The 20046-nt window shown below is 35.3% G+C and carries 18 protein-coding genes; 16 read left to right on the top strand and 2 right to left on the bottom strand.

Annotated features, from left to right (window positions below):
- The first annotated feature begins 63 nt into the window (after positions 1-63).
- From LKACC16343_RS02275 to LKACC16343_RS02225, 11 genes are all read left to right on the top strand, one after another.
- Positions 64-885: a Cof-type HAD-IIB family hydrolase gene (locus LKACC16343_RS02275; RefSeq protein ID WP_082604519.1), complete on the top strand. Its 822-nt coding sequence runs from the start codon at positions 64-66 to the stop codon at positions 883-885.
- Positions 886-1128: 243 nt separating this feature from the next.
- Positions 1129-1437: a PTS sugar transporter subunit IIB gene (locus tag LKACC16343_RS02270; protein ID WP_025085508.1), complete on the top strand. Its 309-nt coding sequence runs from the start codon at positions 1129-1131 to the stop codon at positions 1435-1437.
- A 115-nt stretch (positions 1438-1552) separates the two neighbouring features.
- Positions 1553-1888, top strand: a complete 336-nt coding sequence (locus LKACC16343_RS02265; RefSeq protein WP_002819703.1) for a PTS lactose/cellobiose transporter subunit IIA — start codon at positions 1553-1555, stop codon at positions 1886-1888.
- Between the two features lie 6 nt (positions 1889-1894).
- Positions 1895-3340 carry a 6-phospho-beta-glucosidase gene (locus LKACC16343_RS02260; RefSeq protein ID WP_056952145.1) on the top strand — a complete coding sequence of 482 codons (1446 nt, stop codon included), beginning with the start codon at positions 1895-1897 and terminating at the stop codon, positions 3338-3340.
- Positions 3341-3357: 17 nt separating this feature from the next.
- Positions 3358-4815, top strand: a complete 1458-nt coding sequence (locus LKACC16343_RS02255; protein ID WP_056952147.1) for a 6-phospho-beta-glucosidase — start codon at positions 3358-3360, stop codon at positions 4813-4815.
- Between the two features lie 140 nt (positions 4816-4955).
- Entirely contained in the window at positions 4956-5729 is a 774-nt protein-coding gene (locus LKACC16343_RS02250) for a MurR/RpiR family transcriptional regulator (RefSeq protein WP_056952149.1), read from the top strand.
- A 141-nt stretch (positions 5730-5870) separates the two neighbouring features.
- On the top strand, positions 5871-7172 hold the full coding sequence (gene celB / locus LKACC16343_RS02245; RefSeq protein ID WP_056952151.1) for a PTS cellobiose transporter subunit IIC: 1302 nt from the start codon (positions 5871-5873) through the stop codon (positions 7170-7172).
- Between the two features lie 24 nt (positions 7173-7196).
- Positions 7197-8282 carry a DUF871 domain-containing protein gene (locus LKACC16343_RS02240; protein ID WP_056952153.1) on the top strand — a complete coding sequence of 362 codons (1086 nt, stop codon included), beginning with the start codon at positions 7197-7199 and terminating at the stop codon, positions 8280-8282.
- Positions 8283-8335: 53 nt separating this feature from the next.
- A complete protein-coding gene (locus LKACC16343_RS02235) occupies positions 8336-9499 on the top strand; it encodes a GNAT family N-acetyltransferase (protein WP_056952155.1) in 1164 nt (387 codons plus the stop codon).
- A 149-nt stretch (positions 9500-9648) separates the two neighbouring features.
- Positions 9649-10776, top strand: coding sequence for a GGDEF domain-containing protein (locus tag LKACC16343_RS02230; RefSeq protein WP_056952156.1), 1128 nt, complete (start codon positions 9649-9651; stop codon positions 10774-10776).
- 132 nt (positions 10777-10908) lie between these two features.
- Positions 10909-12036, top strand: coding sequence for a GGDEF domain-containing protein (locus LKACC16343_RS02225; protein ID WP_056952157.1), 1128 nt, complete (start codon positions 10909-10911; stop codon positions 12034-12036).
- A 60-nt stretch (positions 12037-12096) separates the two neighbouring features.
- On the opposite strand, the gene LKACC16343_RS02220 is transcribed toward LKACC16343_RS02225, so the two are convergent.
- Together LKACC16343_RS02220 and guaD are read right to left on the bottom strand one after the other, a co-directional pair.
- Entirely contained in the window at positions 12097-13446 is a 1350-nt protein-coding gene (locus tag LKACC16343_RS02220; RefSeq protein WP_056952159.1) for a uracil-xanthine permease family protein, read from the bottom strand.
- Positions 13436-14773: a guanine deaminase gene (guaD, locus tag LKACC16343_RS02215; RefSeq protein WP_056952160.1), complete on the bottom strand. Its 1338-nt coding sequence runs from the start codon at positions 14771-14773 to the stop codon at positions 13436-13438. The genes LKACC16343_RS02220 and guaD overlap by 11 nt, the downstream gene beginning before the upstream one ends.
- Positions 14774-15150: 377 nt before the next feature.
- Here guaD and LKACC16343_RS02210 point away from each other — a divergent pair, with 377 nt between their 5' ends.
- The 5 genes from LKACC16343_RS02210 to LKACC16343_RS02190 are packed head-to-tail and all read left to right on the top strand — an operon-like array spanning position 15151 to position 20028.
- Positions 15151-16104: a glycosylasparaginase gene (locus LKACC16343_RS02210; protein ID WP_056952162.1), complete on the top strand. Its 954-nt coding sequence runs from the start codon at positions 15151-15153 to the stop codon at positions 16102-16104.
- A gap of 12 nt (positions 16105-16116) precedes the next feature.
- Positions 16117-16833, top strand: coding sequence for a GntR family transcriptional regulator, LSA1692 subfamily (locus LKACC16343_RS02205; RefSeq protein ID WP_056952164.1), 717 nt, complete (start codon positions 16117-16119; stop codon positions 16831-16833).
- 16 nt (positions 16834-16849) lie between these two features.
- Positions 16850-17374, top strand: a complete 525-nt coding sequence (locus LKACC16343_RS02200) for a GrdB-related putative oxidoreductase (protein WP_056952166.1) — start codon at positions 16850-16852, stop codon at positions 17372-17374.
- Between the two features lie 15 nt (positions 17375-17389).
- The gene (locus LKACC16343_RS02195) at positions 17390-18706 is read left to right on the top strand and encodes a PTS sugar transporter subunit IIC (protein WP_056952168.1); all 1317 of its coding nucleotides are present in this window, start codon (positions 17390-17392) and stop codon (positions 18704-18706) included.
- An 11-nt stretch (positions 18707-18717) separates the two neighbouring features.
- On the top strand, positions 18718-20028 hold the full coding sequence (locus LKACC16343_RS02190) for a Sapep family Mn(2+)-dependent dipeptidase (RefSeq protein ID WP_056952172.1): 1311 nt from the start codon (positions 18718-18720) through the stop codon (positions 20026-20028).
- Positions 20029-20046: the final 18 nt, after the last annotated feature.

Here is a 20046-nt window from a genome sequence, read left to right as displayed (position 1 = left end):
TTTTTAGTAACTAGTGTCGTATGATTAGTGTAATTGAGATTTATGTAAGGGGTTACTTAATTAATGATTAAATTTATTGGAACTGACCTAGATGGAACACTGTTGAATAGTTACAGTAAAATTTCTGCCCAAAACGTGCAAGCTATTCGCGATGCGGTCAATTCCGGAATTGTGTTTGCAATTTGTTCGGGGAGAACTTTACATTCCGTTAATAAATTTTTTGAAAAAGATTTAAAAATACCAGGTTATCGTGTAGTTTTAAACGGGGCAGTCGTAGTTGACGCCAAGGGTAAAAGGATTGTTGATCAACCATTAGATCATGACGTGATTGCGGAAATTTTGAAACGTGCAGAATTTAGTAAGTTTAAGATTGTTTTGGATGGGCTCAATGATACTTATATCTATGATCCCAATCGTCATTGGAATACATACTTTGAGGGGATGGGGCGGCATCATTTCAAGGCTCATTCTGTAAATGAGTTGATGAAGTTGAATGACCAGAAAGATTTAAACATTTATAAGGTCTGTTTCAGCTGCCCACCTAAAAGGCTGCATGAATTACAAAAAAAACTAGAATCATTTACAGCTCTACCAATAACTATTAGTCGATCGGGTAGTGATTATTTTGAAATTAATGGGCAAGATGTAACAAAATTGTCGGCTTTGCAACATATTTCAGAGTATGAAACAATTCCCATGACTAGTTTTATGTGTTTTGGTGATTATGGGAATGATCTGGATATGATTAAAGAAGCAGGTTATGGTGTAGCTATGGCTAATGCAATTGATAAAGTGAAGGATGTAGCATGGAATGTTACTGATACTAATAATCAAGACGGTGTAGCAACCATGATTAGGCGAGTTTTAAATAAAGAATTTAATTAATAGCAGTGGTTATTCGAGAAAAATATTTCTCAAGTAGTCACTGTTTTATTTTTTAAAAGATTGATTATTTGGCGTTCTATAAATGATTTGAGAGTATTTTTATAAATTCAAGATGTTTTTTGATAAAAACATCTTGATAAATGTTGAAACTAGTTATACAATCTAATTGTTCTATGAAAGCGTTTTAAGTAAACGTTTTAAATAAAAAACAAATAAATATTATATTCAAAGGGGTATTTTATTATGGCTGAAAAAACAATTATGCTTTGCTGTGCTGCAGGTATGTCAACAAGTTTACTAGTATCAAAGATGCAAAAAGCTGCTGAAAGTGACGGCGTTGATGCTGAAATCTTCGCTACTGCCGCTGCTGATGCTGATGCAAAACTAGAAGAAAAACATCCTGATGTTTTAATGCTTGGACCTCAAGTTAGATATCTAGAAGGTCAATTCAAAGAGAAGTTGACAATTCCTGTTGAAGTTATCAACATGCAAGATTACGGAATGATGAACGGTGAAAAGGTTCTAAGAGAAGCTTTAAGCTTAATCAAATAATCATTCATTTATAAAACACACAAAAAGGGCGCATGTTAGCACCCTTTTCGTTTTTTAAAGATAAAGTAAGCGCTTAATAAAAATATAAAATTAGATTAATGAGGAGAACAGAATAATGGCAGAAGAACAACATGATGAACAATTACAAACAGTTATGGGACTAATTATTAATGGAGGAAATGCTAAGAGTTCATCTTTTGAAGCTATCAATGCTGCTAAAAAAGGTCACTTTACAGTTGCTGACCAAAAATTGAAGGAAGCTGACAAGTTCTTAGTTGACGCTCACAATTCTCAAACAGATATGCTAACTAAAGAAGCTAATGGTGATCACGCTAAAGTTACTTTGCTAATGGTACATTCACAAGATCATATTATGAATGCTATTACATTTAGAGACTTAGCCGGAGAAATTGTTGATCTATATAAGAAACTTGCTAAAGAAGGAGAATAATCTTAAATGAGTGAGGGAATTCAAATGCCCAAAGGTTTCCTTTGGGGAGGCGCTGTTGCAGCACACCAATTAGAAGGTGGCTGGAATGAGGGTGGCAAAGGTGTAAGTATTGCCGATGTTATGACAGCTGGTGCTAAAGGTGTTGCAAGAAGAGTCACAGATGGTGTCGAGGATGGAGAAATTTATCCTAATCATTGGGGTAATGATTTCTATCACAAGTATCCAGAAGATATTAAATTATTTGCTGAATTAGGTTTGAAATGTTTTAGAACATCTATTGCTTGGACAAGAATTTTTCCCAATGGTGATGAAACGGAACCTAATGAAGCTGGTTTGAAATTTTATGATGATATGTTTGATGAATGCTTGAAATATGGTATTCAACCAGTTATTACTTTGTCACATTTTGAAATGCCATATCATCTTGTTAAAGAATATGGCGGTTGGAGCAATCGTAAGATGATTGAATTCTTTGATCGCTTTGCTGAAGTTTGTTTCAAGCGTTACAAAGATAAAGTTAAATATTGGATGACATTCAATGAAATAAATAATCAAACTGATTGGCGAGATCCACATCCATTGCTTCAAAACTCCGGCTTGCAACTAGATAAGAATGACAACTGGGAAGAAGAGATGTTCCAAGCTGCTCATTATGAATTTGTTGCTAGTGCTGATGCGGTTCAAATTGCTCATAGAATTGATCCAAGTCTACGAGTTGGTTCCATGATTGCTATGTGTCCAATCTATCCATTGACATCTAAACCAGCTGATATTATGAAAGCTGAACGTGCTATGCAATATCGTTATTACTTTGGTGACGTTCAATCTTTAGGATTCTATCCTGAATGGATTCAAAAGTATTGGGCTCGTAAAGGCTATAATTTAGATATCACGGCTAGCGATTTAGCAACAATTAAGGCTGGAACAGTAGACTATGTCGGCTTCAGTTACTACATGTCCTTTGCAACGAAGGCACATGAAGGTGAAACTCACTTTGATTATGACGAACATGATGATTTGGTTTCAAATCCATACGTTGAGAAATCAGATTGGGGTTGGCAAATTGATCCAGTTGGATTGAGATATGCTATGAATTGGATGACAACTCGTTGGCATAAACCTTTGTTCATCGTTGAAAATGGTTTTGGAGCTTACGATAAGGTTGAGGATGATGGTAGTATTCATGATCCATACCGTATTCAATACTTCCATGATCATATTTTACAAATGGAAAAGGCTGTTAAAGAAGATGGCGTTCAATTACTTGGTTACACTCCATGGGGTCACATTGATCTTGTGTCAGCAAGTACTGGTGAAATGAAGAAACGTTACGGAATGATTTATGTTGACGAAGATGACGAAGGTCATGGTAGCTTGAAACGTTCTAAAAAAGATTCCTTCTACTGGTATAAAAAAGTAATTGAATCAAATGGTAAAGATCTAGACATATAGTTGAGAGGGGCTTTTATATGACTGAAACAACAAAAAGTGGATTAAGAAAAGATTTTCTCTGGGGAGGAGCCGTTGCTGCAAACCAACTCGAAGGAGCTTGGGATGTTGACGGCAAAGGTGTCAGTGTATCGGATATTATGACAGCTGGTGCTTATCAAAAACCCCGTGAGATTACTGATGGCATAATTGCTGGCAAAAATTATCCTAATCATGAGGCTATTGATTTTTATCATCATTACAAAGATGATATTAAAATGTTTGCCGAAATGGGCTTTAAGTGTTTTAGAACATCTATTGCTTGGACAAGAATTTTTCCCAATGGTGATGAAGATGAGCCTAACGAAGCAGGATTGAAATTTTATGATGATATGTTTGATGAATGCTTAAAGTATGGTATTGAACCAGTTATTACTTTGTCACATTTTGAAATGCCATATCATTTAGTTACAGAATATGGTGGTTGGAGAAATCGTAAGGTAATTGATTTCTTTGTTAAGTTTGCGACAGTTTGTTTCAAACGTTACAAGGATAAGGTTAAGTATTGGATGACTTTCAATGAAATTAACAATCAAACAACCTTTACAAATGATTTCTCTATTGCAACTGATTCTGGTTTGATTTTTAGAAATAACGAATCTGAAGCAGAACGTGAAGCCTTGATGTATCAAGCATCACATTATGAAGTCGTTGCTAGTGCTTTGGCAGTGAAAATTGGTCACAAGATCAATCCTGATTTTGAAATTGGTAATATGGTCAACTTTACTCCAGTTTATCCAGCATCATCAGATCCTAAGGACATCTTATTGGCTGAAAAAGCTATGCAAAGACGTTACTGGTGGGCTGATGTTCAAGCTTTGGGTGAATATCCAGTTGGTATGGAAGCATACTTCAAGAATCATGACCTAAGACCAGATATTACAGCTGAAGATCGCGTTGTTTTACGTGAAGGAACAGTTGATTATGTTGGCTTTAGTTATTATAATTCTATGACTGTTAAGTATAGTGATGACAATCCTGAATTTAAGTTTGTTGGTGATCGTGAAGCAGTTAAGAATCCTAACCTTAAGTACAATGATTGGGGTTGGCCTGTTGATCCAGTTGGTTTGAGATATTCAATGAACTGGTTGACTGAACACTATCACAAGCCAGTGATGATCGTTGAAAATGGTTTTGGTGCATATGATAAAGTTGAATCAGATGGCAGTATCCATGATGATTATCGTGTTGATTACTTGCGTGCCCACGTCAAACAAATGATTACAGCAGTTAATGAAGATGGCGTAGATCTTATGGGTTACACTCCATGGGGCTGCATTGATTTAGTTTCTGCTGGAACAGGTCAAATGTCCAAACGTTACGGATTCATTTATGTCGATAAAGATGATGAAGGTAACGGAACACTTGAACGTTCAAAGAAAGATTCATTCTATTGGTATCAAAAAGTAATCCGTTCGAACGGATCAGACTTAGACTGAATCTAACAAAAAAGCTGAGACAACGACTAAATCACTTGTCTCGGCTTTTTTTATCGCTAGAAAATGTAACTTGTTACATGTATACTGAAACTAGTTTAGTAAAAATGATATATACCAATAAAAAGGAGGGTGAAAAAAACATGTTTCCTTATCAGAAAGTTCATGAGTTGAATCGATTAGAATTAATCGTTTATAAGTACATCATCGGGCATACCAGAGAAGTACAAGATATGACTATTCGTGAGATGGCTAATGCCGCACATGTTTCAACGACAACCATTTTGAGATTTCTCAAGAAAATGGATTACAGTGGCTTTTCAGAGTTCAAATTTGCCTTAAAGCAAAGCTTGAAACAGCCCTCTAAAGCACAGCAGGATCCCAGCATGGAACCAATCAAGAACTTTTTCCAATTAGTTGCCGATGAAGAACCATTTGATAACAAAATTGAACAAGCTGCCGATATGATTAACGCTGCTGACCTGGTTCTGTTCTTTGGAGTAGGCAACAGTGGGCGCATTGCTCAATATGGAGCTAGTATTTTATCTAGTTATGGTATTTATTCATTACCGATCATTGATCCGTTCCAACCGGAACCGTTCTCCAATCGTGATTTCAGCAAGACTTTATTAGTTTTAGTATCTATTTCTGGTGAGACTGATGAAGTATTGGAACAAGCTCGTTATTATAAGAAAAATGGGGCAGAAACAATTGCTTTGACGGCTAATTCGTATTCTGTTTTAAATCAGGTAACAGACTTTGCAATTTCGTATGATACGCCCCAGAATCGTAAGGGACACATCAATGTTACGACACAAGTGCCTATTGTTTATACCTTAGAACAAATTTCTAATTGTGCTTACCATAAGATGGTAGACCAAGTAGATAATAGATTTTCGGAACATGTCATAGATTAGTGACATGTTTTTTAGATTAAAACATATTATTTTACTTATAAAAACATATACATTTTGATGAAAAGGTTTACAATAGTATTTGTAAGCGGATAACAGTGTTTCTGCTTAGTAACAAATTTTATTTTTGAGGGGGTTTTGCTCATGGCTGAAAAGAAACCAAACAGTTTTATCACCGACAAGGTTATTCCACTCGCTGGTAAACTTGCTTCTTCTCGTCATTTGATTGCATTGCGTGATGGTATGACATTAGCTGTTCCTATGATCATCATTGGATCAGTCTTCATGATTATCGCACAATTTCCAATTCAAGCCTATTTGGACTTTATGGCTAGTGTCTTTGGTAAGAATTGGGCAACCGTTTTACAATATCCAACTAACGCATCGTTCCATATTATGGGTCTGATTGCTGTTATTGGCATTTCTTATAATTTGGCAAAGAGTTATAAGGTTGATCCAATCTCTGCTTCAATCGTTTCAATGGGTGCTTTCGTACTTACTATTCCTTTGAAGACAGATAAAGCTGGCGCATTGTGGATTCCATTGACACAATTTGATTCAGCTGGTTTATTTACAGCTATTATTGTTGGTTTATTCATTACCGACTTTTATGTATGGATGGTTCACAAGAACTGGACAATTAAGATGCCTGATACAGTTCCACCTGCAGTAAGTAACTCATTTGCTGCTTTGTTCCCAGGTTTCATTGTTTTGGCTCTTGTTTGGGTAATTCGTTTAGGTGTTGAAGCAACACCAATGCAAAGTATTCCAAATATCATCTCATTCTTCTTGGCAACACCACTAAGTCACTTGAGTAACACATTACCTGGTGCTCTAGTAGCTGAATTCCTAATTTCCTTCCTATGGATCTTCGGTATTCACGGTGCTAACGTTGTTTCTGGTGTTATGATGCCTATCTGGTTAACAGCTTTGAACCAAAACCACGCAGCTTTCACTGCTGGTAAAGCTCTACCAAATATTGTTACAACATCATTCTTCGATAACTTCGTTCACATGGGTGGTTCTGGTGCCACAATTGGTTTGGCTATGTTGTTAGCCTTCGCCGCAAAGAGTAAGGAACTTAAGACTTTAGGTAAGTTGGTTGCTGGACCTGCTTTGTTCAATATTAACGAACCTATTCTCTTCGGTCTACCAATTGTTATGAACTACAAGATGTTAGTTCCATTTATTGTTACACCTTTGATTAACGTAACAACAACATATATTGGTATGGCTACTAACTTGGTTGCAAGACCAATGGGTGTTTACATTCCTTGGACAACTCCACCAATCCTATCAGGATTCATTGCAACTGGACATATTTCTGGTTCTGTAATGCAAATTATCAATATCGTTCTTGATACTTTGATGTACTTCTACTTCTTCAAGTCAATGGATAAAGAAAAGTTGGCTGAAGAATTAGATCCAAAGAACGCTGAAGCTTAATATTAATTTTTTGGAGGTTTCGTTTTGAGAATACTTGGATTGTCACTATATCCTGAACATTCAACCCTAGAGGAAGATAAAAAATATCTCGATACAGCTAGTAAACTAGGTTATTCAAGAATATTTGCTTCATTATTAGAGTTGGGTGATGACAAGGATAAGACTATCAATCGTTTCAAAGAAACGATTGCTTATGGAAATGAGCTTGGTTTCGTTACGATTGTAGATATGAATCCTAGATTGTTTAAGGAATTGAACATCAGTTACGATGACTTATCATTTTTCCACGATCTTGGGGCTTATGGAATCAGATTAGACGAGGGCTTTTCCGGTATGGAAGAGGCTAAAATGACTCGTAATCCTTATGGGCTGAAAATTGAAATAAATATGAGTTCTGGTACTCATTACTTGGACAATATCATTTCATATCATCCAGATAAAAACAACTTACTAGGTTGTCATAATTTCTATCCTCAAAGATATACTGGTTTGGGGGAAGACTTCTTCATTAAATGGTCAAACTTCTTTAAGGAACGTAACATCCATTCTGCTGCCTTTGTAAGTTCACATCAAGCAACCTTTGGACCATGGCCAGTACAAGATGGTTTACCAACTTTGGAAGATGATCGTGATTTACCAATCGCTACTCAAGTTAAACATTTATTGCTAAGTGGTGTAGTTGATGATGTGATTATCGGTAACACTTATGCATCTGATGAAGAATTAGAGGAAGCTTCAAAAGCTTTCTATGCACCATATCCAGTTTTGAAAGTGGATTTTTCTCAAAATGCTACTGAATTAGAAAAAGAGGTTATCTTGAAGTCTACTCACGTCTATCGTGGCGATGCATCAGATTACTTGTTACGTAGTACTATGACTAGAGTGCATTATCGTGATCGTGACTTTCCTGCTCATGATACCGATGATATTAAACGGGGTGACATCATTATTGTTAATGAAAAATATGGACAATATAAAGGTGAAACTCAAATAGCACTACGTGATATTAAGAATGATGGACGACGTAATGTTATTGGTCATTTGAATTCTGATGAGGCTTTTCTGTTGAAATACATAGAGCCTTGGAGTAGTTTTAAGTTAACTGAATAAGACAAAGAAATACTATTCTCGGATGAATAGTATTTTTTTATAGGGAGAAAATTATGAATAAATATTTGCTTGGAGAAAATGAATTCGATAAGTTTTATGACTTATATTTGTATTCCTTTAATCGTCAAGACTCATCACAACGTAAACGTGTCTTCAAAGAAAGATATGACCATTCGTTATCTTACGGTATTATGAATGGTTCAAAATTAGGTAGTGGTCTGTTTAGTATTCCTTTTGAAGTCAATTTTCATGGTGTTGACTATAAGATGAATGGTATTGGGGATGTAATGAGTGCGCCTGAATTTGGCGGTCAAGGTGGTGCTGGTAAATTAATGAACGAAGCACTGTTTGACATGTATAAGAATCATGTTACTTTGTCGTACTTAGCACCATTTTCCTTTGGATACTATCGTCGTTTTGGGTTTGAACAGGTCTTTGATCACACACAAGTTGAGATCAAGAGTGAAAGTTTGCCTAGAATCAAAAATGCTGAGCACGGCTATGTTGAAAGAATCTCCATCAAGGATATTCCTGATGAACTAAAGAAAATGTATTTAGATCACAATGATTTGGGTGGAGTTAATCGTTCAAAATGGTGGTGGGATCATATGCTTGATAAGCATTCCGATTACCAGGCCGCTCTAGCCTACGATGACGATGATGTTTTGATTGGTTATTTAATTTACTACAACCAAGATCAAACCTTTTATATACACGAATGGATCAACCTCAATCCGTTAAGTCGTCAGTTATTAGCCAAATTTGTTATTAAGCATCAATCAATTTTTTCGAAGTTTGTTTATGAATCACCAAATCCAGATTTTAAATCAGATATTTTAGATGATCCTTATACAACAAATTTAACAGTTACTCCTTATATGATGGCAAGAATTGTTAATTTGGAGGACTTTTTACAACGCTATCCAATTCAGGTAAATTCTTTAGAAAAAATCTACTTTAGGGTTAAAGATACTTTGGAATGGAATGATCATACTTGGGCTTTAGAGATTAATGATGGCAAAGTAAAATTAAGTGATGCCGACGGTGAAGGAGCTGATCTTGAGTTAACAATCCAGACGCTAACTAAGGCAATGTTTGGCTATCGTAATTTAAACTCTTTAGCTGATTATGGGACAGTTAAAGGGGATTTAAGTAAGATAAATAGCCTATCAAAAGTTTTTGTTTCCGAAAGACCTCAGTTGATCGACTATTTCTAAAATTGGTAAGGACCAAAATATAATAAAATATATAGAATAAAATTCATAAAAAATATGTAATAATTAATGAAAAAATAAAAAAAGTATAGTACGCTTGTCATGGGTTTATAAGTTAATAGAAGGAAAATACTATTGGGAGGTTACATTCTTTGACATGGCATGTATGGCAAGTATCGCCGTTCATTACCAGTATTTTTTTCATTTTAGGTGTATTCACATTATATCAAGTCCTGTATGACTGGATTAAGTCGTTATTTCATTTTAAAAATGTAAAAATGACTGATGATCAGTTAAAAGATGTATTCGGTATTCTTTACATGCTAATTTTTATTTTTAGTATGCAGGCAACGATTGTAGGAAAATCTGTTTCGTGGGAATTTATGAACTTTCAAATAATTGCATTGATTTTCTGTGCTTATTTTTTGAACATCCATATTCCTTATCGTTACTTTATTCCTATTATATTAGTCTATATGATCTTTAATTCTTCAATAGGCTATTGGGAGTCATGGTGCCACGCGTGGACTTTGATTATGAGTTATGAATCGTTCAATTATATTAATCGAATTCAAAGTGAAAGTCATCGTTCATTTAGATACATGATGGTAGGAATTGTTTATGGTGGTCTAATGTGGTTTTTCGTTATGGTTAAATTTAATTTGACGTTGACTACTTTCTACGAGGAATGGTTCTATTTAGTTATCTTTGAAATATTGCTCTATAGTTATGTGAATATGATTTTACGTGATAGCAAATTGAAATTACATTTGTTGGAATTTGCTAATCACGATGCCTTAACTAAAGCTGAAAATTATGCTGCTTATACGACTGAGATTCAATATGAGTTTGAATCCTGTCAACGAAACAAATTACATCTTTCCATGATGATGTTTGATATTGATCATTTTAAACATGTGAATGATACTTATGGTCACCTTGCAGGAGATAAAGTTTTGCAGCACGTTGCGGATGTTGCACTGACAGTTATTAATGCTAACGATCCGAAAGTAAAATTTTATCGAACTGGCGGGGAAGAATTCAACGTCGTCTTTCCGGGATATGATTTGGAATCAACTAAAGATATCGTGGATGAAATATTTATGGCCTTAAACCATTTACCAATCGATATTAATGGTAAAAAGATCTATATTTCTATTTCGATGGGTGTTTCAACTGTTTCAGCAAAAGATATTCAACCTAATGATTTGTATAGTCGAGTAGATGGTAACCTTTATCACTCTAAGAACAATGGTCGTATGCAAATTACTGCTTTTTAAAAAAATCCGCTATTTCTATGATTGTAATGAAATAACGGTTTTTTTTATGCTAAAATTAACTAGCATAAATATAAAAGTTTATAAAAATTAAATAAATTATTAAATGAAATTCCTAAGGAGGGTTATGCGTCCTTGACATGGTCTGTGTGGCACGTATCACCATTTGTAACAAGTGTTTTTTTTATTTTGGGAGTCTTTACGTTATATCAAGTTCTCTATGATGGATTAAAGACGTTGCTACATTCTAAGAATATTAAGATAGATGATGATTCATTAAACTCCATATTTGGAGTTTTGTATATGTTGATTTTTATTTTTAGTATGCAGGCCACCTTAGTGGGAACACCCATATCGTGGCAATTTATGAATTTTCAATTGATAGGATTAATTTTCTGTGCCTATTTCTTGAATATAAAAGTTTCAACATATTTCTTTTTTCCAATTATGGTTCTGTACATGTTCTTTAATGGTTCAATTGGTTATTGGGAATCATGGCTTCATGGATTTATTTTAATGATTTTTTATATCTCATTAAATAAATTACGTCGTCGTCAAAAGTACCGTCACCCATTTGTTTGTTATATGTTAATGGGTACTGTTTTTGGAGGATTGTTGTGGTTATGCATGAAAATTAAATTTGCATTGCCGATAGCAACGTTCCTAGAAGAATGGAGTTACTTAGTTATTTTCGAAGCTCTACTCTATAGTTATGTAGGGATGATTTTGCGTGATAGTCAATTAAAATTAAAGTTATTACAATTTGCTAATCATGATGCGTTAACTAAAACTGAAAATTATGCCGCCTATACGGAAGAAATAAACAATTTGTTCGACAGTAGTGCAAGAAATAAATTGGACTTGTCGATGATGATGTTTGATATTGATCACTTTAAACAAGTAAATGATACTTATGGTCATTTAGCTGGCGATAAGGTTTTGCAACATGTCGCTGATGTAGTCCATACAGTTATCAATGCTAATGATCCAAATGTTAAGTTGTATCGTACTGGTGGTGAAGAGTTCAACGTAATTTTTCCAGGATATGATTTGGATTCTACGGAACCAATCGTTAAGGAAATCTTTGCAGCTTTGAATCACTTAGATGTTAATATTGATGGTGAGGATATTTCGATAACAATTTCTGTTGGTGTTTCGATGATTTCGAAAAAGGATACGAAACCTAATGATTTCTATACACGAGTTGATAGTAATCTGTATCGTTCCAAGAGAAATGGTCGTATGAGAATTACAGTAGCTTAAAATTAAAAAATGGCACCTATATTAGATTTTTCATAAATCTAGTATAGGTGCCATTTACTTTTATGCAGCGGTTTCTACTTTTGAAGTTTTACTACTTTTAGGCATAACCAGATTTAGAACAATAGCGGCAATAGCTGCTACGGCAATTGGTGATCCTAGTAAGTATTGAAGAATTTGTGGAGCATTCTTAGTTACGTTAGCGGGTAAGAGTACTAAGGCCAATGTTAAAACAATTGGTAGACCGATAATATAAAGGTCACGATCAGTTGTTTCAAGACCACGGATAACGTTTAAACCATTTAACATAATAGTAACGGTGATAATGGCGAAGACGCCACCGATAACTGGTGCGGGAATAGCGGCTAGGAAAGCAGATAATTTACTGAAGAATCCTAAAATGGAGAACCATATTCCGGCGAAAAGGAAAACTCGTTTACTAGCAACACCAGTAATAGAAATCACACCAGCATTAGTTGAGTAACCTGTAACAGGTGTTGTACCAAGAAGAGCAGCAACTAAACAACTTATTCCTTCACCGATAATACCATGGTTCCATTGTTTGTCAGTAATCTCATGATTAGTAACGGCACCCATGGCGAACCATGTACCAGTTGTTTCAGTAGTAATTACGGCATAGATGATAATGAAAGTGATGATAGCTGAAGGTGAGAAGTTGATACCCCAGTGGAAGATAGTTCTTTGGGGAAGTCCAAACCAAGCAGCATCAGCAACGGTTTTCCAATCGAACATACCCATCATGCTTGATACAAGAGTACCGACACCTAAAGCTAAAATAATTGAGCTAGTTCTGAAGAAACGACGAACCTTAGGAAATTTCAAACTGATTCCGACAGAAATAACTAATGTTAAAGCTGTAATAGAAGCTAGAATAATATTTTTATCGATATTTCCAGGAGCGTTGAAGATATTACTGTTTAAAGCTGTAGGAATTAATGAAAGACCAACACAAGTGATGATAGTGCCACCGACCATAGCGGGGACTAATTTATTGATGATTTTTTGGAAAGCACCTGTGGCACCTAAGATGATTAGAATGATGGAACCTATCAATAAAGCACCAATTAAAGTTCCCATTCCGTTGCCTTTAAGACCACCAGAGGCTAAAACAACACCAGCGGCGGCACCTAGTGGAACAAACGAAGGACCTTGTGAAACAGGCATTTTCATGAAGACGAAGGTTTGTAAGATTGTACCAATACCAGCAGCTAAGAAGGTTGACTGTAGAAGTCCCATTTGATCTCCTAAGCCCATAGCCATCATTCCTGCAAGAATGATAGGGGGTACGTAAATATCCATTGCTAAGACGTGTTGAAGTCCTAAGAATCCAGCTTCTCCTAGACCAATTTTATCATCTGGTCCAACTAATAAATTACTTTTATTATTTTCCATTTTCTTCTCCTAGTTTATCGTGAACTAATTTTCCAGATACATAAACCTGTTTGATATTCTCTTTGTTAGTGTGATAAATCAGTCTTTCAAAGATTTCTTGTGGTTGATTGGATGATAGTTCATAGTATTGATCTTCAACAATTTGTAAGTCAGCCTTGAAACCAGCCTTGATTTGACCAGTTTTGAGATGAAGAGCTAAAGCGCCGCCAACCGTTGCTAGATAAAAGACATTTGCAGCTGTTAAACGACTATTTTGTTTAGTTTCATCTTGTAAAGTTTGAGATGACATAATTGCTTGTTGCATATTTCGATAAAGGCTTGGAGAGAACCCTCCAGAGATGTCAGTTCCCAAACCAACTTTTACTTTTTGTTGGTGAGCTGCTTTGACACGCATGATATTGTTGCCAAAGTAGGCGTTAGAAATTGGACAGTGAGCCAAAGCGGTTTGTTTTTTGTGAAATAGTTCTAGGTCACTGTCATTTAGTTGAGTACCATGGGCCAAAACTGTTTTGTCAGTTAGTAAGCCAAATTGATTCAGTACTTCAGCATCTCTTTTGTGAAAACGATTGATAGCATACTGATCTTCCCAGATACTTTCGCTACAATGAGTTTGGATGGGGAGATTGTATTCAGCTGCTAATCTTCCTAGGCCAGCGAGAGTATTGTCCGTACAACTAGGAACAAAACGCGGTGTGATAACTGGAGTTACTTCGGCCTTAGTTTGCTTTTGAAGTCTAAGAATTTCCTCAATGAAACGTCTAGTTTCTTTAATGGCCTCTTGAGAAGAGTTATCACGATAAAAATCAGGGGTTTGTTCTGGATTATCCATTGCAACTTTCCCAATAAAGGCCCTTTGACCTAGTTGAGCACATACTTTAGCAAGGACTAAATTAGCATCAGTATCAACCGAACCAAAGAAAAGACCAGTAGTTGTTCCATTTGCTAAAAGTTCAGAAATGAGGTTTCGGTAAACTTTTTCAGCATAGACTAGGTCTTTAAACTTAGCTTCCAATGGAAAAGTATACGTATTGAGCCATTCCTGAAGTGGCCGATCCAAAGCCAAACCAGCTTGAGGCCATTGTGGAGCGTGAATATGTAAATCAGTGAATCCTGGTAGTAAATAATTACCAGGCGGTAAGATATGAAGAATCTTTTGTTGCTTAGCAAGTTGTTTGACAGATTGATAATCAGAATCTTCAACGGAAATTACACGGTCAATAATGCCTGACTGGTCTACACATATAAGTACTTTTGGTGTAAAATCCGCCTTGTCAAACGTTGCTGAAGATACAATAGGGCCTTCAAAAACAATTTGATAGGTGATAATCTAACACTTCCTTAAAATTTGTTGTCCTTAGAATAACATGAATGATTGTGTAAATAAATAGTAAAATGTTCGTGTTTTACTTATATAAGAAAATAACACGCTTCCAAAAAAGGGATACGTGCTATTTTTTTATATAAAAATAATTTTGAAACAGATTGTAGTTGCTTTTAAACTAGGATATTTAGGATTTATGAAATCTGATTTTTAAGAAATATATTTATTAAAAGTATTCAGGATTTTTTTATAAAAATATTTCGTTTTAATTAAATAGACCAATTGTAATTATTTCTTTACAAATTTGCTTAAAAAACTTCTTGATTGTATATACAATCCTGACTATACTAAAAGCGAAATCGATTACAAAAAGGAGCGATAAAATGACTTATGCAATGATTGGTACTTGGAGAATGGCTTATGAGGGTTTGTGTAAAGGCATGGACCTTTTAAAGACTAATGGAAAAAGTTCAGATGCTGTAGAAGAAGCTATTAAAGAAGTTGAAGACTATCCCTTTTTTAAATCAGTTGGTTATGGTGGTTTACCCAATGCTAATGGTTTGGTGGAAATGGATTCTGCCTTTATGAATGGCGATACTTTTGAAGTTGGAGCCGTGATGGGAATCAGTGATATTAAGAATCCGATTTCGGTAGCCAAAAGGTTAAGTCATGAGCATTTTAATAGCGTCATGGTAGGAGAGGGCGCCACTCAATATGCATCACAAAGTGGTTTTGAACGGAAAAACATGTTGACCGATCGCGCTAAAAAAATATGGGAAAAAAGAAAAAAAGAAATAGCCGAAAAGAATTTATCACCCTATGATGGTCACGATACTGTAGGGATGGTAAGTCTTGATCAAAATGGATCCGTCTCGGTTGGTACTTCTACATCAGGATTATTTATGAAGAAGCCGGGTAGAACTGGAGACTCAGCACTAGTAGGAGACGGTTTTTACGCTGATAGTGAGGTTGGCGGTGCGGCTGCAACTGGACTAGGAGAAGATATCATGAAGGGATGTCTCTGCTATGAAATCGTTCGTTTGATGGGAACTGGATTAAGTCCACAAGAAGCGTGTGACCAAGCAGTTTATCCATTTGTTGAGAAATTGAAGAAACGCTATGGTAAAGCAGGTGAATTCTCATTGGTTGCTCTTAATAAAGAGGGTCAATGGGGTGTAGCAACAAATGTTGAATTCACTTTTGCCGTGGGAACAGAGACTAAGGAACCTAAGATTTATATTGCTTATCCAGAAGATAGTAATAAGACTAAGATCAATCCAATTACTCAAGAGTGGTTAGATGCTTATGAAAAAAGAATCAAGGCTCCGATAGATTAAGAGGGAGTTTTTATGAAGTATTTATATAGTGAAATAGCCGATAAGTTAGAACAAGATATCAAGAATGGTGAATTTGGAATTCACCAAAAATTACCAGCAGAAAATGAATTGTCGTTTCGTTTTGAAACTTCACGTTTAACAATTAGGAAAGCCATAGAGGAGTTACAAAGACGTGATTTAGTTGTAAAAGATCGCAATCGGGGAACTTTTATTTTGCCACCAGAAACTAAGAAAATTTCTAGTGGATTAAATGGCCTATATAGTTTTAGTGAAGTGGCCAAAAGACAGCATATGAAACCAGAAACCGTTGTTTTGGACTTGGAGACAGCCCAAGAGGTACCATCTCTGATAAAAAAGCAACTTCAATTGCAAGGTGATGAACCACTTTGGAAATTAGAGCGATTAAGACTGGGTAATGGGGAACCTCTGACACATGAAGAAATATATTTACAAAAGCGCTTTGTACCTGATCTAACTGAGAAGACGGCATCCACTTCTTTATTTAAGATGATTGAAAAAAATGTTTCGATTGCCTATGCCAGTCAGGAGTTAGAGGCAGTTATTCTTGAAGGTAGAATTAGTGAACTTTTGCAAAATAGGTCAGGAGAACCAACTTTTTTAGTTCATACGACATCATATTCAGCTGATGGATATCCAATTTTACATGACGAATCGTACTATCGATCTGATAAATATAGTTTTCATAATATTTTGTATCGTCATCATTAGTTAGGAGGTTAGGAAAATGAAAGTGATTATATTGTTAGACCAAATTCAAGCAGGTTTAGGTGGCAAAGAAAAAGCCGATACTGAATTAGGCGGTAAAAAATTGGCGATGGGTGCGGCTGATACGATTGATAAAACTTTAAAAAAGAAAAATTCCTCAATTATGGCTACTTTTTTCTGTGGGACAGAATTTTATGAGGCTAATAAGGATATTGTTCAAGGAAAAATCACTCGCATGTGTCAAAAAATGCAGCCAGATGTTTTATTAGTTGGGCCAACCTATGACTATAGCGACTTTGCAAAAATGGCTTGCGAAGTAGGATATGCAGTGGAAAGTAACTCCGAGATTCCGGTTGTGGCAATGGTGGCTCAAGAAAAAAATGCCGATATTATCTCTGAGTATAAAGATAAATTGAATATCGTTAAAATGCCCAAAAAGGGTGGTACTGGTTTATCGGACTCGATTGATAATGGGATTGAACTATGTGCCAAAAAAGTAAAGAAAGAAGATATAACTGAATTTGTGACTAAATATTGTTTTTAGAAGGGAATGATCTTCATGCAAAAGAAATTTGAGCAAATATTAATGCCTGTGGCGACAAAGTTAGCCAACAACGTAGTTTTACGTTCTTTACGTGATGGTTTTCTAATTATTACTCCTTTAATTATTGTTACCTCAATTTTCCTACTGATCGGAAACTTTCCAATTCCAGGTTGGGCAGATTTTTGGACAGGAATTCTCGGTCCCCAATGGACAGAATGGTTTAGTGCTGTTTCTGATTCTGTATTCAGTTTTACTGGTCTTTTAGCATGTTTCGGTATTTCTTATGCATATGGTAAAAACCGTGGGTTACGTGCGGTTCATGCCAGTGCTGTAGCAATTGTTTCATTCTTGATTATGACGCCAACTACAGTTGAAGTTGGTAAAAAGACAGTTGGTGCTGTGCAAACAATTTATTTAGGACCTAATGGTATTTTCTTAGGTTTGTTTACAGCTTTAGTCAGTGTTGAATTATTCCGTTTTGCTATTAAACGTAATTGGACTATAAAAATGCCCGATGGTGTTCCACCAGCAGTAAGCGAATCTTTTGATGCTTTGTTACCAAGTGGTTTTGTAATTTTGGCATTCTTTTTAGTTAGAATTATTTTTAGCTTGACTGATTTTGGTACAGCTTATAACTTTATTTATACAATGTTACAAGCACCATTAAAGAACGTTGGTAATTCATTGCCATCAGTTTTGCTTTACAATTTCTTAGCATCATTACTTTGGTGTTTTGGTATTAACGGACCAACTATTACAAATAGTGTTTGGTCACCAATTTTCTTTGTTTTGACTCAAGATAATCTCAAAGCCTTCCAAAGTGGACATGCTTTACCTCATATTTATACACAACAATTTATTGATATTTTCACAACTTACGGTGGTGGCGGTAGTACATTGTCACTTCTGATCGTAATGTTGTTTGTATGTAGATCAAAACGAATTAAAGAGCTCGGTAAGTTAGCTATTGTACCAGGAATATTTGGTATTAACGAACCTTTGATCTTTGGTTTACCAGTGGTTTTGAATCCTATTATTGCTATTCCATTTATTATTGTGCCTGTTGTTAATACCTTAATTTCCGGAATTGTCTTTAGCTTACATTGGATTCCTTATACTAATGGGGTTATGTTGCCATGGACAACACCACCATTGATTTCTGGATGGCTTTCGACAGGAAGTTGGTTGGCTTCTCTATTGCAATTATTTGAATTGATGCTTGGAGTTCTGATTTATTATCCATTTGTTAAGATGCTGGATAAACAGTATTTGAACGAGGAAGCGGCTGCTGAAGAGGCAGAAGATGTGGATATTGACTTTAGTAATATTTAAGGAGAAGAGAATTGAAAGAGATTAGAACAGATTTTCAAAAATTATTTGAAGAATCCAAAGACGAGTTTCTAACTTATTTCAAAGAACTGATTAGAATTCCAAGTGTTAATGGCAATAAAACTTATCAAGCTCCATTTGGAATAGGACCTAAACGCGCTTTGGAATATATGCTAAATTTATCCGAAAAATTGGGCTTTAGAACTGGTCAGGCCAGTGATTGTGTAGGTTGGGCTGAATATGGACCGGAAACTGACGATTATTTTGGAGTTCTAGGTCATATTGATGTGGTTGATGTTGTAGATGATTGGAATTATCCGCCCTTTGATCTGACCTTAAAAAATGGATACTTCTATGGGCGAGGTGTGCTAGATAATAAGGGCCCATTACTGTCAACTTTATTTGCACTGTATTTAATTAAAAAGCAGCAAATACCTTTAAGTAAAAGAATTCGAATTATGTTTGGAACTGATGAAGAGATGGGAAGCCGTGATATTCCTCTCTTTTTAAAGGAACAAAAACCACCGTATGCCGGCTTTACACCTGATTGTAAATTTCCAATTGTTTATGGAGAAAGAGGTATTGTCGATTTAACGGTAACCTTGCCAATTACAGATGGATCATTAGAACAAATTGATTTACTTGAAGGTGTATTTGATCATAGCTTTTTACCTGATTATGCAACTATTACTGTTAATGGTAAAAAGACTGAATACTACGGTAAGAAAGCACCTAGTAATGCTCCGGATATGGCTGAAAATGTTTTACCAAAACTGATTGAGAGTAATCAAGACTTAGTCGGACAGACAGGTAAGTTATTCCAATGGATTAATGAAAAAATAGGCAATCAGTATAATGGTGAAAATTTGGGCTTGAATTATCGAGATGAAGATTCGGGAGAACTCCAATTATCATTCTATGATTTAGAAAAGGGTATTGATGAATTGAATTTTAGTATTTCAATGCGCTACCCCGTTACTATTTCTGAGGATAAAATTTTGAACCAACTTAAGAGTCAATTTCTAGAAGGAATGGAATTAAAAATTAATCGTAGTTTTCCATCTACCGTAAAGGATAAGAATTTGTCTTATATGCAGGAATTCTCAAAAATTTATGAGAAAGATACTGGTCTAAATGGTGAGCCTGTGACAACTACTGGAGCCACTTATGCACGAGAGATGCCTAACATTATCGCTTTTGGACCTTCTTTTCCTGGTCAAAAAGGAATTGCTCATAAAGGTGACGAATGGTTGAAATATAGTGATTGGCTAATGATGATGCAAATTTATTATGATTGTTTTGTTAATGAATTAGTTGATGAATAATGATAAAAAAGCAGATAT

Origin of the sequence: Companilactobacillus bobalius, from assembly GCF_002179915.1 — a bacterium.
GTDB lineage: Bacteria > Bacillota > Bacilli > Lactobacillales > Lactobacillaceae > Companilactobacillus > Companilactobacillus bobalius.
The sequence above is the reverse complement of the archived record's forward strand: the minus strand, read 5'-3'. Positions and strand labels throughout refer to the sequence as shown.